Origin of the sequence: Chryseobacterium sp. CP-77 (assembly GCF_036362765.1) — a bacterium.
Taxonomy (GTDB): Bacteria; Bacteroidota; Bacteroidia; order Flavobacteriales; family Weeksellaceae; genus Chryseobacterium; species Chryseobacterium cupriresistens.
This window is the reverse complement of the sequence record NZ_CP143637.1, coordinates 328,711-345,599: the sequence shown is the minus strand read 5'-3', so window position 1 is coordinate 345,599 and position 16,889 is coordinate 328,711. Positions and strand designations below refer to the sequence as shown.

Sequence of the window (16,889 nt, the reverse complement as noted above, 5' to 3'; positions counted from 1 at the left end):
CTTTCAAAAATTATTATCTTCGTGATTAGTCACAGCTACGCCTTGAAATTGATATGCAAGTTTCAAGTTGTGAATTGCTTTCAAAAATTATTATCTTCGTGATTAGTCACAGCGCCATGTCATTTTATCACCAGAATCAGAACGTTGTGAATTGCTTTCAAAAATTATTATCTTCGTGATTAGTCACAGCAGCCTTTAGAGGATGGTCAAAAGAATACTTGTTGTGAATTGCTTTCAAAAATTATTATCTTCGTGATTAGTCACAGCTCACGAACTGTCGTCCCGTTCTTGCATCCGGTTGTGAATTGCTTTCAAAAATTATTATCTTCGTGATTAGTCACAGCCAAAGAATATTTATAAAAATAAACCGTCTTGTTGTGAATTGCTTTCAAAAATTATTATCTTCGTGATTAGTCACAGCATAATAAAACACGGGTTCTTGTTCCTGATCGTTGTGAATTGCTTTCAAAAATTATTATCTTCGTGATTAGTCACAGCGAATTAGTGCGCCGCTCCACCCTTGGTACCGTTGTGAATTGCTTTCAAAAATTATTATCTTCGTGATTAGTCACAGCTACCTGACTGGTACCACGCCATAGAGTACGGTTGTGAATTGCTTTCAAAAATTATTATCTTCGTGATTAGTCACAGCCCATTAAATTGAATCCTATGACACAAGAGTGTTGTGAATTGCTTTCAAAAATTATTATCTTCGTGATTAGTCACAGCTAAGAATAAAAGTTTTTGAGCTTGAATACTGTTGTGAATTGCTTTCAAAAATTATTATCTTCGTGATTAGTCACAGCTCAATGAAGAGTTAGTCAATAGCTATGATGGTTGTGAATTGCTTTCAAAAATTATTATCTTCGTGATTAGTCACAGCATTTCCAGATGAGAGATGAAAGCCCATGGCGTTGTGAATTGCTTTCAAAAATTATTATCTTCGCGATTAGTCACAGCGATATAAAGCTAGATAAACTTCAATATTACGTTGTGAATTGCTTTCAAAAATTATTATCTTCGTGATTAGTCACAGCCACCGTCTACGTCTAAAACTAATTGATCTTGTTGTGAATTGCTTTCAAAAATTATTATCTTCGTGATTAGTCACAGCTTATGCAATTAGTTGAGCTACTGAGATCTTGTTGTGAATTGCTTTCAAAAATTATTATCTTCGTGATTAGTCACAGCATTTTGTAAATTATTAATTATGGGTAATAAGTTGTGAATTGCTTTCAAAAATTATTATCTTCGTGATTAGTCACAGCGTTATGGAGCCTGAGGAGTGCATCAAACTAGTTGTGAATTGCTTTCAAAAATTATTATCTTCGTGATTAGTCACAGCACTCAGTAAAATGTGGAAACAAACCAAATAGTTGTGAATTGCTTTCAAAAATTATTATCTTCGTGATTAGTCACAGCGGAGCTGGCTTATTGGCTGAGATCCCATACGTTGTGAATTGCTTTCAAAAATTATTATCTTCGTGATTAGTCACAGCGTGTGCAGGAAAAATGGGAGAGATCTGTAGGTTGTGAATTGCTTTCAAAAATTATTATCTTCGTGATTAGTCACAGCCTATGCTTTTATACTATCAAAATCTACTACGTTGTGAATTGCTTTCAAAAATTATTATCTTCGTGATTAGTCACAGCACGGTGGTAGTAGGATCCGGGCCACCCTTTGTTGTGAATTGCTTTCAAAAATTATTATCTTCGTGATTAGTCACAGCAGAAATCAGCTCTGCAATCACGGAATGAGCGTTGTGAATTGCTTTCAAAAATTATTATCTTCGTGATTAGTCACAGCTCATTCTATTGGCGGGTGTTGTTCTGTACAGTTGTGAATTGCTTTCAAAAATTATTATCTTCGTGATTAGTCACAGCTTTTTCCAAATGGGAATATATAACAGCAGCGTTGTGAATTGCTTTCAAAAATTATTATCTTCGTGATTAGTCACAGCAAAATAAGGCTTATGAGGCGTATAAGAGCAGTTGTGAATTGCTTTCAAAAATTATTATCTTCGTGATTAGTCACAGCCTCAAAAAATAATCTACTGGTTTTCAGTAGATTATTTTTATATTTAGAATTTAAAATTTAGAATAATTCAAGCTGCTGAAAGGTTGGAGGTGGCTCTTCTTTATTCCTGGCAAAGAAGATTTCAATATCTCCAAATTGTTTGTCCGTGATACACATAATGGCCACTTTCCCGGCTTTTGGAAGCATAAATTTAACTCTTTTAATATGAACCTCAGCATTTTCCCGACTCGGACAATGGCGTACATACATTGAAAACTGGAACAAGGTGAAACCATCATCAATGAGTGCCTTCCGAAAGCGGTTAGCATCTTTCATATTCGCTTTGGTCTCAGTCGGGAGATCATATAATACTAAAACCCACATAATCCGGTATGCGTTAAACCTTTCGGCGTTCATAACAGTTCAGGATAAGAGATCAATCTTTTTTCTCCTGTATAGCATTTGTAAAGCGACGAAGCCGTCATTTTTACAGCAACCAGCAATGGTCTTGTTTTATCATCAATACGCACATCTTTGGTTGCAATCTGCAGAATATGAGCTTTAAATTCTTTTGACAGTTCTTTCGTATCAGGATGAATTTTCAGCCACTGCATCACCAGTAAATCAACAAACGGCCGGTAAGGTTCCATTAGATCATCGGCAAGACAGTAAGGATTATATTTATTTTTATGAAAAATCCCCAGTACGGGTAATAATCCTGTCTCAACAATAGCCCTGGCGACAATACTTCTAAGAACCGCATATCCGAAATTAAAGAACTGATTGGGTGATTCTCCGAAACGCTGTCTCAAAAAATCAAGGTTGATCAGATATTTCCAGTAATGCTGAGCTGCAATACCTTCCATATTGGTTACATCCCCAGACTTTACATTTCTTTGGTATTCAACCATTGGTTCATAATAGTTTCCCAACTTCATCAGAACATTTTTCTGATTTTCGATCTTACATTCCACGGTCTGTTTCCAAAGCTGTTTTTTCAATGGTTCACTTGCTTCCAACTGATCTTTTACCCTGTCGGAATGTTCAGTATGACCATACAGTGGAAGCATAATTCCGTGCGGTAAATGATGCGCATCACAACTAATAACCACCACGTTATTTCCCATCATTTTCTGAATGAGATTATGGGAAATAATAATCTGATAATGATCCAACATCAGTAAGCCCAAATCTTCCACAGGAATACTTCTCTTTTCCGTTTTGGTTTCTGGACAGAGAATTTTCATCTGCTCATCTTTCAGCTTGAGATAAGCGGGACTACCGATGTAGATTGAACGGGTGATCATAATTATATCTTTGATATGTTACCTAGACGGTCGACTTTAAGTTTTACACAGTTTTCTTTTATCATAATGGACTTGCCGTTTTTATCAAACATACAACTACCATCATAGAAATTCTGCATCCTCTCACTTTTACTATTTGTACCATTTTCATTTTTTATTATTTCTGTCGCATTTGCGTAAGGAATAAAATGCCCCTCACCTCCTGTACAACTAACAAATTTATATATCCTTTTAACTTGTTCGTCAGAAAGGCTTTCAAAATCGTTATTTGTCATATTACCCCGCTCATCATCAGATAGAATATAAACCAAATCATTCGGGCATAAATAGAAATCATTTGTACTTCTTAAATCAACCACAGGTAAATCTTGCTTTTGCCTTTCAATCACCTCATTCAAAGGAATGGTTTCATAGCTTCTCTTGCCGTTTTTATCTTCGTGTACTGCAAAAAACAAATTGGTTCCTTTTGCGGCTTCTACATATTTATCTTTTTTATTCCCGGCTTGTCCTACCTGAAATTTACTACCCAGTTCAAAAACCCTTACTTTATTGATGGGTTGATGAGGTTTACCATCATTGTACTTCTCAATACTTTTATTCAAATCTTCAATTCCTTCGGGTGAAAAAGCCAATTCAGGGTTTCCGTCTTTAAGAATTAAATAATTTTTGAGAATTTTCTGAATCCCTGTATCAGTAATGGAGCCTATTGATTTTAAATCGAATGAAGCATCAAGGCTTTTCCTCGTCGCTGTTAAAATTTTTCCTTTTGGGACTTTTACCCAAGGTAAATCTACTTTACCGGAAACCGTATCTTTATGCATTGGTTTTCTAATCGCCCAATTTATTCCCTTTTGCTTTATTCTTGTCTTATTTCTTACACCATCTTTCTCTACATATTTTTCGTAATAATTCGTTGCTTTATTAATGACCCTAAGGTTTTGTTTAAAACTTACAATAACCGTTTCCAAATTATGCATAGCATCAACAGTAAAATTTTTCCAGGGTTTTAAAAATTGTTTTGGCACTTCTCTTTCGATCTTCTCCCCTGTTTGCGTATGGAAATAAACAACTCTTTCAAACTTCATTAATTTCTTTTTCAAATCATAGCGTTTGGTTTCCGATTTTGCCGATTGATTATTTAATAAATTTACGTGATCCTTTGTAGCACAAGCAATTACCAAAGCGTCTAGAGCATGATGACGATGGTCGATCCTTTTTTTAGAAAAACCTTTCGAATACTCAATTGGAACGGTCGGCAAAAACTTTTGAAAATTTTCGTTCCAGGCGGTAAAATCCGTCGAATTGGTCAACTGATTCATTCTTTTAAAACGGGGTAAAATCAAGTCATTCCAAACATCATTCAGCCCCCAGTCCTTTTTCAATTGGGTAGTAATTTTTCCATTTCCGGGAACAATGTTTTTAGAATTTACTCCTTCATCCGAACCATCTTCTAAGCGAACAATATTAGAAAGTATACCGGAAATATATTTACTGATATAACGAGTATCATTGATCTGACGTTCAATCATTTTTTCAGGAATATCTTCTAAAAGAAGTTTATTTCTTTTACTTCGGTTATTAGCGTAGTGCTTCTTAACAAAATCTTCGTATTGATCAATATCAAAAACCTTCACGCTTTTACCCAAACCAAGTTCAATAATAGTTCCTCCAAACTGCTTAATAAATCCAAGTCCGATATAATTATCCTTCAATTTGTTAACTGCCGATTCACAAATAATTTTATTACTAAAACTATCATCAAAGTATCGACTTTGTGGGATAATATGTTCAATTTCATATTCTGGCGTAAACAATTTATTTAGTGGAATCATTTGCCCGGTATAAGGCGATTTGTATTTCTGTTCCAGCCAAAGTTTATACCGTTTTAAATCTGAAGGAGAAGGTTGCGCCGTTTTGCTTATTTTTAAATATTCATCTTCAATTTCAATGCCTGAATTTAAAACACCGTCCTCATAAATTTTCAGAATTTCTTGTTGCTGGGATGAAAACGGACGAACATTTTCTACAGCATGATCATTCATCATTTCAGCTAATAGAGCTTTGATGCGGAGATTCGTATTTTCATTTTCAATAATTTGGCTCGTAAGTTTCTTTCTATCTTCAGCCGGAAGTTTCATTTCCCTTCCCAACTCTATATGAATTTCATTGAAGAAGTCTTTTGCTCCTTTTCCGTATTTTAGCCAAATATCTTTCACAACACGTAAAGTCTCAGTAATGACCTGCTCTACAATTGGATTGCGAAGCGAGTGGTGTTTAAAATCTTTTAAAAATTCTTCCAAATCATCAGCTGAATTCCATTTCCCTGTTATTGATGCTTCCGAATGTCTTCCATATACAATATATTGAGCCAGCCACAATTGTAAACCCTGGAAATCATTTTCATTCGTAAGATGGACTGCCTTTTCTCTTACCTTATCTTTTATATTTTCATCATATTCTCCATTAATGATCTTCTTAATCCTGTCTTTTGAAGACTTATCAATATTGGCATAATCCCAATATTTGCCCAATCGCATTATAGGCAACAATTTCTTAATTGCTTTTTCCGAATAGGAACCATATTCGCTTTTAAATGGTGGAAATTTTCTGAAAGCCTCGAAAAAAGAACTTTCGTCTAGATGATGTTTTGATGCAAAGGTTTTTAAGGCTTTTTCGTATTCTATTTTATCATTGACAGAATAGATAATATGCCAAATCTGTTGTTCGATTTCCCTGGTCAGAAAATCATCGGAAATATTTTCTACTTTTTCCAATCGAGTTGAAATCATCGTCTTCGTTTCATTGCAGGGGTATTTTTTATCCTCTACAAAATTCCAACGATGTGTTTTCTCATTGAGCTTAAAATGTTTCAATAGAGCTTTTTGATCAATTTCTTTTCTGTTATCTAAAAACTCAAACAGATTTTCGATATCCTGGGTAGTGGTTAAAAATTCTTTGATAACGTTTTCATCATTATCTTTTTTATATAGATTAAGATTAAAAATCCATTGCCAGAGACGAAACTCCTGATAATATGGATTCGATTTTGGAATGGCTTTTAAATATTGTGTATGTTCTGCTCCATTTTCATCTTTGTATTTTCTGAATTCCAAAGTACAGTTGGAAATAGAAGACTTCTGACTTCTCAACGGTCTTTGGTAGAAAACAATATCCTCCATAAAAAGATGTACAAAATCTTTTTTACTTAAAGTCAGTTGATGGGCTTCATTATTTCTGTACAACTCACGAATGCAATCATTATATAAGTCATCATTTTGTAATTCCTGATGAAACTCCTTTTGTTTCTCTAATATCTGTCTAAGCTCTTCTTTGTAAAATTTTCTTTCAATCGTACGAACTAGTTTTCCTTTGATTTTTTGTTTAGGATTCGCAAGAAGCGTTTCATATATATACATTCCAACGGTTTTATGAGACTGCTCGATTTCCTGCTCGGTTTTCTTTTTTACCAAAGTCCAATCGTTCTCACCCGGTGCCCGGAAACTTCTTTTTTCATTTCCGTCTTTGTCTGTTTTAACGCTTCCGTCATCGTTCAAATCAGTTGTTACAATAAAATCTCTTGTTTTATCTTTCCAATCGAACAAGGATATTTTGCTTGCTCTTCTGTAAATCCATCCATTTTCTAAAACCAAAGAATACCATATATCTGATTTGCTTTTTTGTAGCTCGTCTGCTAGAACATCCACAACTTTTAAAGAATAAAATTCAACAAGTTTATTAGGATTTTCTTCCTCTTCTTCCCCACGCAATTGATAATATCCACGTTTTTGGTTAAAATTCAAAAGAATCCAGGCCAACTCCTCTTTTTCAATTTTTTGAGAAAGTGCCTTTTTACGGAGATAATAAATCGTCCAGTCGTACGGTATTCTTAAATCCTGTCCGTTCGTTTTAAAATCTTCAAGCATCTCGTTGAAAGAGTTTTGGAACAGAAATGAAAACTGTCCTTCAATATTTTTCCAGGCCAATTTTGGTTCAGTTTCAACTTTGAACTTCCCAAATCGTTTTTCAAAATCAATCTGTGAAGCATAGTGTTCTGGAAGGGAATTCAAAATGTTTAAAACCCTGTGAAGCCTCTCCCTTCGTAGAAGAAATCGTTCACGTAATCTTCTTACACTTCTGTATTTTGTACGTTCCGCAGTTTGCGAAACAGAATTCCCTTTACCAAAATCGCCCAAAATATCTTGAGACATCGGAATTATCCTGGTCCCCATTCCAAGAATTTCACCTTGTTTGTTTTCAAAATCCTGTTTTACTAAAGCCCACCCAATAGAGTTTGTTCCCAAGTCCAGTCCAAGTATATTTTTCATCGCTATTAATTTTGATACCACATAAAAATAGTAATAAAAAAGATATTCAAATTATGGATTCCCATAAATGCAGTTATTTTTTTTCTTTTATATTTGTATCAATAATTTTGAAAGCAATTCACAATAAGGATTATTCCGTTGTGAAAACATTTAGCGCCTCGACTACCTTCGGGGCATTTTTATTAGAATTATCATCTTTAATACATCAAACCTTTAAGATTATTTAAATCTTCAACAAAATGGTTCGAGAATTGTTCTTCCATGACTACTTAAAGCTCACTTTTCTAAATTTCCTGCACAGGCAATAAGAAATACAAAGAAAAATTATGCCTGTGACTTCCTCTTTTAGGATATCTGTAAGTCCAAAGTTTAAATTTTGAATTAAATCAAAATTTATAAAAATGGATACAATAACGAAAAATGATTTAACAGCATTGAGAAACCTAATAGTTTCGGATATTGAGAACCTACTAAAATCTAAGCTAGCTAATTCAAGAGAGGATGAAGAATTTGGCTGGATGCGGAGTAAGGTAATTCGCAGAAAACTGAATATTTCTGCTTCGACATTACAAAACCTCAGGATCACTGGCAAAATTCGATTCAAGAAATTATTGGGCTCGTATTATTACAATTGTGAAGACCTTCAACATCTATTTGATTATGAAAAGGAATGATATACAATACTGGTTTGATTTCCTTGATGAAATTCAAAGTGATCCAAAATTGAATGTTTGGCATATTGCTTTGTTAACTGCAATTGCCCGCCTTGCTTGCAAGCAAAATGAAAAATGGATTATCAGAGTGAGCAGGAGGAAGCTTATGGAGTTTTCGCATATCACTACAATAACCAGTTATCATAAATATTTTAAGCAACTTCAGCAGTTTGGATACATTAAATACATTCCATCTTATCATCCAGATTATCGCAGCACAGTAGAAATTCTGTCTATACAGAAAAGCTGAGACAGAAAAACAATCCCCTCAAAACTTTATGCATTGCGGGGATTGTTTCTATTAAATAATAGCCTTTGCCCTAATGAGCATATTTTCAAAAGCATTACATCTCTCAGCAAGAGAAAGCTCTGAATAAGCGTTCCGAGTGTTTTTTAAATCATGGAATTCTTCTTCGAGCTGTTCGAGAAGTTTAACCAAATCCCTATTGAAATTATTGTTACCTCTTAGCTTGGCTTCAAGATCTTTCATTTCTCTAGCAATTGATTCCTGTTCAGTGATTGCATAATCCTCTGTCTGTTTCACTGAATGATGACCCAGCATTTCTTTAACAACGTGTATTGATACACCGTTGTTTAAAGTAACCGTACTGGCAAAGGTACGTCGTGCTTTATGAGTATTAAGTATTACATTAACATTACATAAAACCGCTATCTCCTTTAGATATTCATTCATTTTCTGATTTGAGCGACCAGGCAGTACGGTGCTTCTTTTTATGCATAATGGATCATCTTTATATTTCGATATAATTTCCAACGCTTTAGGCAAGAGTGGGATATCAGTGTCAGATTTTGATTTTTGCCTGCTGGACATAATCCAGGCACTTCCATCATTAGCTTCTTTAATATCTTCCCATTTGAGTTGGAAAGCATCTATATAGGACAATCCTGTGTAACACTGAAAAACAAAAATGTCCCGTACTACCGACAACCTTTCTGAGCTAAATTCTTTTTCTTCAATTCGTTTTAGTTCAGCTTTTGTCAGCGGCTTCTTTTTAACCTTGGTTTTCTTTCCAATAAATAGCTTAAACGGATCTTTAGGAATAATTTCTTTTGCAACAGCTCTTAATACTATTTTCTTAAAATTGCTAATATACTTCAATGAAGTATTGTTAGAACATTTCCTTACTGTTTTTAAGTACAAATCATAATCCTTTACAAACTCATAATTCAATGTTCTGAACTCTATGTCTTCTTTATTATATTGATAATTGATAAATTCTTGAACATGGGACCTTGCGGTGATATAACGGTCATGTGTTCCTTTGGCATATTCTCCGGTCTCTACCAATTTACCCATCTCATCATTATGTTCCTGAAATTCTTCAAGCACCTTATTTCTAGGTTTATATTTTCCGTTTACGAAGTTTATAAGATCAATTGAGGTAATGGGAATACCATTATTCATAAGCTCAGTTCTGTGGCTGTTAATCTTAGTCATTAAAGATTCCAGGAAAAGGTTAATAATCTTTGCATCTTCTTTCGTACCCACAGCTTTGCCTTCTTTCTGATCCCATCGGTTGGGATACCATTTTCTTTTCGTAGAGGTTTCTTTTGGAATACCATCTACAGTTATCCGCACATAAATATGGCGGACCTTTTCATTTTTTGAGCTCTTTAAAAAGAAAGTGAGCCCATAGCTTTGTTCTACTAACATAATTCAACATTTTTTAAGGTTATAAATGTCAAACTAAAAGTTCCTCGAATCAAGATGTTTAGATTTGCAACGTGTTCATTACACATTGTTTAAATGCATTTTTACAGCTTTTTAAGTCTGCTTTCTATGGCAATTTTCAATCAATTTAAAAATTGCCACACAATTGCCACAAACTTTTGGAGTATTTTTGAAAATTACAGCAATTGCAATAAATAAAAAATCCTGCAAATCATTGATTTTGCAGGATTTAAATATTTTTTGATGCTTTTTGAAAACTTACGTTTTTACATCTTGCGGAGAGTGAGGGATTCGAACCCCCGGACCTGTTACAGTCAACAGTTTTCAAGACTGCCGCAATCGACCACTCTGCCAACTCTCCTTAAACTCCGGTAGTACCGTTGTTTTCAGTGGTGCAAATATAGAAAGTTTTTTATTACTGACAAAATATTTTTTCAATAAAATTCGTATTTCTGCAACTTTGCAGAAAACTCTATTTTTACAAGTTTATCAAACACGAACATTAAGAACTCACCATCAGCTATTTATCCTTAAACAGGAAGTATCAAGCTTTAAATACTATCCGTAGTAATATTCGGTGGTAATATCTCCACTAAAAGTAGGATGCATGTCCTGTTTCTGCATATTCAGTTCAAATAATCTTTCACCATTTTTATTTCCACCCCTTATTTTTAAGGAATACCATCCGTTTTCAAGAGAAAGCGTGACACTGTTTTCTTCACTGATGGCAGCGATATCTTTCAGATATCCAATGCCGACAATTTTTACTTCATTATTCGCCGTCTGAAATATCCAGCCTTTTGATTCTACCTCTACTTCTTCGTCATTCAGAATCTTTTCATCATTCACAGAAACCCGGAATGCATAATAATCTTCTTCTACCCCTATTATCGGAATAGCGATTCCCGACTTCGTTATTTCATCGCCATGTTCATTTTCTACGAAATATTTTAAAATATTAGTACCTGGAAGATCATGATCCTGCAGATACTGCGCTAAAAGCTGTGGACTGAATATCACGAAACCTTTAAGTTCAGAGAATATTTTTTTCATAATATATTTGAATTGGATTTGGATTACATAGTTTATACAGTAGGTGTTATTCTAATGATTTAATAAACTTTACAATACTTGTTTTTATAATGACTTTAAATTCAATCAATTCTCCTGTCACCAACTAACCTCTTCAAGACAATTGAGATACCAACTTTCAAAAGATATTGCCAAGCCATTATCATGTGAATCATGATGTTTCTTTATAATGTCTAAGGCTTCTTGTCTAATTTTACTTTATCCAAATTATTTATCAAATTCTTGTGGAATATAAAATTTGCAGAGCCTGAATTTTATCTTTTATCGTATCTATAAATTAAATAACTGAGATATTTTTTAATCCTAACAACTCAATTCCTTCCAGGTCTACATTTTTACATTTTTCTAAAAGCAAATTTTCAATACTCTTCATTTGCTTAATGGTTTCTTTTACATGAATTAAAGAATTACAACTTTGAATAAATACTGTTTTTAATTTACTACACTTTTCAATTCCTTTAACAGAGATAAAAGTTCCCCGTATGATACGCAAAAATTCTAAGTTAACAGTTTCGCTTAGAAAAGATAAATCCTCAGTTTTTACATTTCCAATTAATAAACGATTTAGTGACTTTAAGTTTTCCCAACCTTCTAAACCTTTATAGTAGCCAATGTTAAGAATTTTCAAATTAGGTATCTTTGATAAATCAAGATTAAAATCTGTACCAGCACTCCAACGGAAATCTTCCAATCCTGACAAATTATACAAACCTGTAATGTTAGATTTTTTAGCTAAGGGAACCAGCCAATGAAAAGTTGTAATAAAATTCCTTCCCTTTAAAAAATCAAAATTTACCACTTGTTTTGTATCAATATCATCAGTCGATATACATACCTCATTAATATTATTTTTTTGGGCAAAGTCCAGACCTTCCTCAATGTGATCATAAGAAATCGTTATTCCTTTAAAATGAGATGTTTCACCAAAATCTACTTTATATTTTTCCATATAATATACTAAAATCAATTATAATTTACTTTTGCTCTTGCTTTTACATCAGCATCATAATCAGCTTGTAATTTATCTGCCAATTCTGTTGCTCTTGCTTGTAATTGAGGGTTTGCATCCCAAGTAGATTTACCACTCATATGATTATTTAAATAATCCGCCGGTACTCCAGCTCCACCAGGTCTGAAACCTGCATCTTTCATTGTTTTATACTCAACCATTTTTCCAAGATCATTATTTCCTCCTGTACTAACATGTGCTTTTCCAATAAGAGTATTATCTCCACCCATTTTACCAACTTGTGAAGTTCTTGTAGAAATGGATTGATTCATTCTTCCAATTTCACCTTTTCCTATATACTTATCCCCACTTGCAAATCCAAACAGATAAGCTCCCCCAGATCCCGCTAGACCAAAAATATCAACCCACCAGTTTATATCTTTTATATAGTTGTAAAGACTTAATCCTCCTTTTAATCCAATTGGGTCTTTAGAAATATAATTTCCACTTTCTATATCATAATAACGAAACCTGTTATAGTATAACCAAGTATCTTGGTCTTCATATTGTCCAAGCTGTCTGAAAGGAATAAAATATCTATTTCCTTTTAAGTTTTTAAGGTTTCCATATGCATCATATTCTGTACTCCATACGGTTTGCCCTCCTTCATCAAAAGCCTGAACAGGTCTGCCTATATAGTCAGAAACAATGCAGTAACTTTTTCCATTGATAATTTTGGCACATGGTATATATGAATTTCGCTCATACACCCAGGTCACCACATTCTCCACAGGTTCTTTTCCAACGCTGACATTCCCGTCATCATCTACAACCGTTACAGGAACTTCTTCAGCATCATAGCTCCATTCATGCAGGAGAACGTTACCATCCCAAATATAACGAGTTATTTTCTTCAGACCAATTTTTGAGGTTCTTCTTCCGAGGGCATCATACTCAAAGCTTACTTCTTTGCCGTCGGGGCGTTTTACTTTGGCCAGCATTCCGTTGGCATTCCAGGAATATGCCCAGTCTCCGGCGGACCATTCCGGGTTTTGAATTTCTGTTGGAGAGTCTTCGGTTACATTGGGTAAATCGGCTCCATCCGGCAGTTTCGGGCTGTTCATCCAATCTGAAGCAATGGTTTTATAATAAGGATGCGTATTCTCCTGTTCTTCTTTACGCTCAGGTCTGGCATCGTTGATTGGCCGTTTACTTTTTAACAATAAATTTCCTTCTTCATCGTAATGGTAGAACCAGTTTTTATCACGCATCAGCTTTCCTCCTTTGTCATAGACGCGGTCAGTCTGCCGGGCACTTTCATATAAACATCCCGTAGCATCCGGATTTTTGTACTGCACTTCTCCGCTTGAATATTCTGCAGCAACAAGGCTTCCGAAAGCATCGTAATCAAATCTTGTTCTTCCGCCCGTCATCCTGTCCAGGGTATGAAGCAACCGGTTTCCGGCTCCCCAGCCGTAGTCTTTATGGAAGGTAGTATTGGTTTTATTCACTGTTACTTTCTGACTTACCGGCATTCCGATATGGTCAAATTCAAAAATGCTTTCCACCCCGCCGGTCATTTCACGGGAATGCATCTGCCCGTTTCGGCTGATCTCAAGATTCATCTGCCAGGGTGCATGCACTTCCGGAGTAGCGGCAGTTACCGATGTAAGCTGTCCAAGATCATTATAAGAATAGTCTACTTCGGCTCCCAGACTGCTTTTCAAACCGATCAGATTTGCCAGACTGTCATATTCATACTGAATGATATGTTCACCCTGTTTTTCACTGGTGACCTGCCCTAATTTATTTCTCTGAAAAGCGACACTGCTGTTTTCATTATCTGCTTTAACCAATAATCCTGAAGTGTCATACTGATAGGCTTCCCAGGTTCCGTCGGGATAATGGGTCTGTGTTAATCTTCCGCCCAGATCATATTCATGAAAAATATCTTTTCCCTGAGGAGTCCTGGTTTGGGTAACCATTCCGTCTTTATCTCTTACAAAGAACTTTTTCTGGCCGTCAAACCCTATTTCACCAATGATATCATTATTATTATTTCTTTCAAAAGAATAGACTTCTCCTTTCTCATTGGTAATGCTCATTAAATTTTCATAAGCATCATACCCGAAAAACAACGTTTCTTCTTTTTTATGGGAAAGAGCATTCCTGCGGACCTGACGTTTTAGGCTTCCCATCGGCGTATAGCTCATGAGCCATTCTGCACGCCCGTCGGTAGCGTACACCGGAAGATCATAGGCATCGTAACGGAGTTTTAGCGGGAATTGCCCCTGCTCGTTCACTTCAACCACTCTTCCCATTTTATCCCTGTTCCAGAGGGTTCTGTTCAAAGGGCCCGGGCTGAACACCGTCAGCCTTCCATACTCATCATATTTCCAGTACTGCTCGGCTCCGGCAGTGTTGGTGAGCTGAGTAAGCTGGCCTCTCTGGTTATATTTATAATAAGTAACAATCTCTTCTCTGCTGCTGCTTTCAGGAATTCTTTCGCCGTCTGCATATTCATAGTATACCGTTTCTTCGGCAGGGTCGGTATAGCTGATCAGTTTTCCCTCTTCATCATAGCTCCATGTTTCCGAAGCTCCCGAAGGAGAGAAACGGGCAATTACCTGTCCGAATTCATTGTACTGATAATGGTATTCTTCTCCATCCGGGGTATGGAAAATTTTAATATTTCCCATTTCATCATAGGTATATCCCTGAACTCTTCCTTCAGGGGACCCCATCATTTTCAACTCGTTGTGGGCTGTATAATCGTACCAGGTTTCTCCACCTTCTCCATTTACATTTTTGTAAACCAGAAAGTTTTCATCATAATGATATTCCTCGGTTTTATTATTTTGTTTTGGATAGATAACTTCTGTGTAACCTTCCTCATCATGGTAATGAAGTCTTCCTTCCATATATCCATCCGTACCTTTGGTATGAACTACTCTTCCGTTTTTATCATATTCCCATTGATAGCTCATCCCGTTCCGGTTAGTTCTTTTCACAACATGGTTTTCTCCATCATAGTCAAACACAATGGCCTTTTTGTGAATATCCCAGACATGGGTAAGGTTGCCACGTTCATCATAATTGTATTTAACCTGCAAATCTCTTTGTTTTTTATAACAAAAGTAAACTTCTGTCACCTTTTTATATTCCGGATGAATCACAGTTTCTATACTGCAGCCACTTTTTACATCTTTTATACTTTTCAGTACAATATTCCGGGCTTCATACTCATATTCCCTGATAGTTCCGTCTCCATATTCAATACGGGTTACCTTATAAATAACTCCTTCCGAAATATGATGGAAACGTTGATATGTATAGACATCAGTTCCTTTACGAACGATCCAGATACTGTTATTGGGCCTGTACTGCCATATCTTCTGATCTCTGAAATAAGTCATTTCTTCTCCGATCTCAGGTGCAGGAATCAGCATTGCCATATTTTCGTCCGGATGCATCCAGCCTGCAAACTTATTATCCTCATCAGGAAGAATAAACAGATCATGATTATTAAAAACACCATTTCCAAGAGGTCCGAAATCATAAGGCCTGTCGCTGTGCCAGATATTTTTCCAGCTTAAAGGTGTACTGCCCTGAATTATAAAATCATCCCATTCAAAAACCATGGCACCGGTTGCAAAATTTACAGGTTCAAGGCCGTAATGACATAATTTTTTAGATAAGGCATTGGCTAATTTGAATTTATTGAAAGGTGCTTTTTTAAGAACACTGTTGTTTAGCTTTTTTAAACCGTTAGCACCAAGTTTTCCTAATTTCTTGGTTAAACTTCTCATTAAAAACATCCCGGCAAGACGCATCAGCATTTCTCCGGGTGTATAAACATGGGGTACAAAAGCGCCTCCTACCAAAACCGGTCCACCCGTATTGATCTGAATATACATGCTTGAAAAGTTATTATAGAAAGCAAAATAGGCCAGTGGATTTTTCTTTGGCTTATCAGGCATTGCGGGCAGCATTGTCATTCCGAAAGGAAATCCCATACAGGTTAATACCTGCTGAGGCTGGTTACCGCTCATTTTACTTCCCTGCGCCAGAACGGTCTGCGAACCGTAATACACTTCTCCTTCATGTGGAGCTTCCTGAGGAAAAGGAATGATGTATACCGGAATAAGCGATGTGACATGTCTGAAAGGAATGACCACTCCCATCACACTGGTTGTGGTGGTTGCTTTGTGCCTTCCATGAACATATATAGAGCCACCCAGCGGAATATTTTCAGGAAGAGAAGGCATCAGGTTTCTGGCAAATTGCGGAATCGGAATTTTAATGGTAATATAATCCATAATATCAAAAACAATCCCGATAAACGGATGAGGCAGCGGCAATGGAATAAACATGAATGAAGGTGGCGGCGGAATGAGAGTCCAGTGGATATCAATGGCCAGTACAATATCAAAATGTTTACTTGTATGCTGAATGGCTGTGGAAGGCATTGCAGGATTATTGACCTTAATCAGTTTCACTTTGCTTTCCGGAGCGGCCTTTTCTACTGTCACGGCACTGTCGCCACCTCCGCCTCCACTGCTTTTTTCCGGCTGTCCGGCATCTCCTCCCACTATAGATTTAGCCATGGAAACGGGATTCAGGGAATCGAAATTATTTTTCATTCCGTTCTTCCATCCCTGTTTGGTTTTATCCCAGCTTACCGAAGTAACATCTGTATTTACCTTCCATGAGCGGTCTGGGTTCATGTCCGGTTTTGCTACTTTAATGGGTTTTACTGTTTTTTTATTCAGATCTGCCATGATTCTTTTAAT

9 protein-coding genes, 1 tRNA gene and 1 CRISPR repeat array (1 of these 11 running past the window's edge) are annotated in these 16,889 nt (G+C 35.8%); of the genes, 2 read left to right on the top strand and 8 right to left on the bottom strand.

The window, feature by feature from the left end:
• A CRISPR array of direct repeats spans positions 1-2,038; the repeat unit is 47 nt; unit sequence GTTGTGAATTGCTTTCAAAAATTATTATCTTCGTGATTAGTCACAGC; it reaches 551 nt to the left of the window's first position.
• Between the two features lie 57 nt (positions 2,039-2,095).
• From cas2 to cas9, 3 genes are read right to left on the bottom strand one after another with little or no spacing between them, the layout of a single operon-like run.
• Positions 2,096-2,434 carry a CRISPR-associated endonuclease Cas2 gene (cas2, locus tag V0410_RS01545; RefSeq protein WP_007842732.1) on the bottom strand — a complete coding sequence of 113 codons (339 nt, stop codon included), beginning with the start codon at positions 2,432-2,434 and terminating at the stop codon, positions 2,096-2,098.
• Positions 2,431-3,324 (bottom strand): type II CRISPR-associated endonuclease Cas1, encoded by an 894-nt coding sequence (cas1, locus tag V0410_RS01540; protein ID WP_330746027.1) that lies wholly within the window; start codon positions 3,322-3,324, stop codon positions 2,431-2,433. The genes cas2 and cas1 overlap by 4 nt, the downstream gene beginning before the upstream one ends.
• 2 nt (positions 3,325-3,326) lie before the next feature.
• Positions 3,327-7,649, bottom strand: a complete 4,323-nt coding sequence (cas9, locus tag V0410_RS01535) for a type II CRISPR RNA-guided endonuclease Cas9 (protein ID WP_330746026.1) — start codon at positions 7,647-7,649, stop codon at positions 3,327-3,329.
• A 401-nt stretch (positions 7,650-8,050) separates the two neighbouring features.
• Here cas9 and V0410_RS01530 point away from each other — a divergent pair, with 401 nt between their 5' ends.
• Together V0410_RS01530 and V0410_RS01525 are read left to right on the top strand one after the other, a co-directional pair.
• Positions 8,051-8,323 (top strand): helix-turn-helix domain-containing protein, encoded by a 273-nt coding sequence (locus V0410_RS01530; RefSeq protein WP_227941663.1) that lies wholly within the window; start codon positions 8,051-8,053, stop codon positions 8,321-8,323.
• On the top strand, positions 8,310-8,612 hold the full coding sequence (locus tag V0410_RS01525) for a hypothetical protein (RefSeq protein ID WP_227941664.1): 303 nt from the start codon (positions 8,310-8,312) through the stop codon (positions 8,610-8,612). The genes V0410_RS01530 and V0410_RS01525 overlap by 14 nt, the downstream gene beginning before the upstream one ends.
• A 51-nt stretch (positions 8,613-8,663) precedes the next feature.
• On the opposite strand, the gene V0410_RS01520 is transcribed toward V0410_RS01525, so the two are convergent.
• The 5 genes from V0410_RS01520 to V0410_RS01500 all read right to left on the bottom strand — a co-directional run bounded on the left by V0410_RS01520 (position 8,664) and on the right by V0410_RS01500 (position 16,877).
• Complete coding sequence (locus tag V0410_RS01520; RefSeq protein WP_330746025.1) at positions 8,664-10,037, bottom strand: site-specific integrase; 1,374 nt, start codon at positions 10,035-10,037, stop codon at positions 8,664-8,666.
• Positions 10,038-10,331: 294 nt separating this feature from the next.
• A tRNA-Ser gene (locus V0410_RS01515) sits at positions 10,332-10,416 on the bottom strand.
• A gap of 197 nt (positions 10,417-10,613) precedes the next feature.
• Positions 10,614-11,108, bottom strand: coding sequence for a hypothetical protein (locus V0410_RS01510; protein WP_330746024.1), 495 nt, complete (start codon positions 11,106-11,108; stop codon positions 10,614-10,616).
• Positions 11,109-11,424: 316 nt separating this feature from the next.
• The gene (locus V0410_RS01505; protein ID WP_227941541.1) at positions 11,425-12,096 is read right to left on the bottom strand and encodes a hypothetical protein; all 672 of its coding nucleotides are present in this window, start codon (positions 12,094-12,096) and stop codon (positions 11,425-11,427) included.
• Positions 12,097-12,110: 14 nt separating this feature from the next.
• Positions 12,111-16,877, bottom strand: a complete 4,767-nt coding sequence (locus V0410_RS01500) for an RHS repeat-associated core domain-containing protein (RefSeq protein ID WP_330746023.1) — start codon at positions 16,875-16,877, stop codon at positions 12,111-12,113.
• Positions 16,878-16,889: the final 12 nt, after the last annotated feature.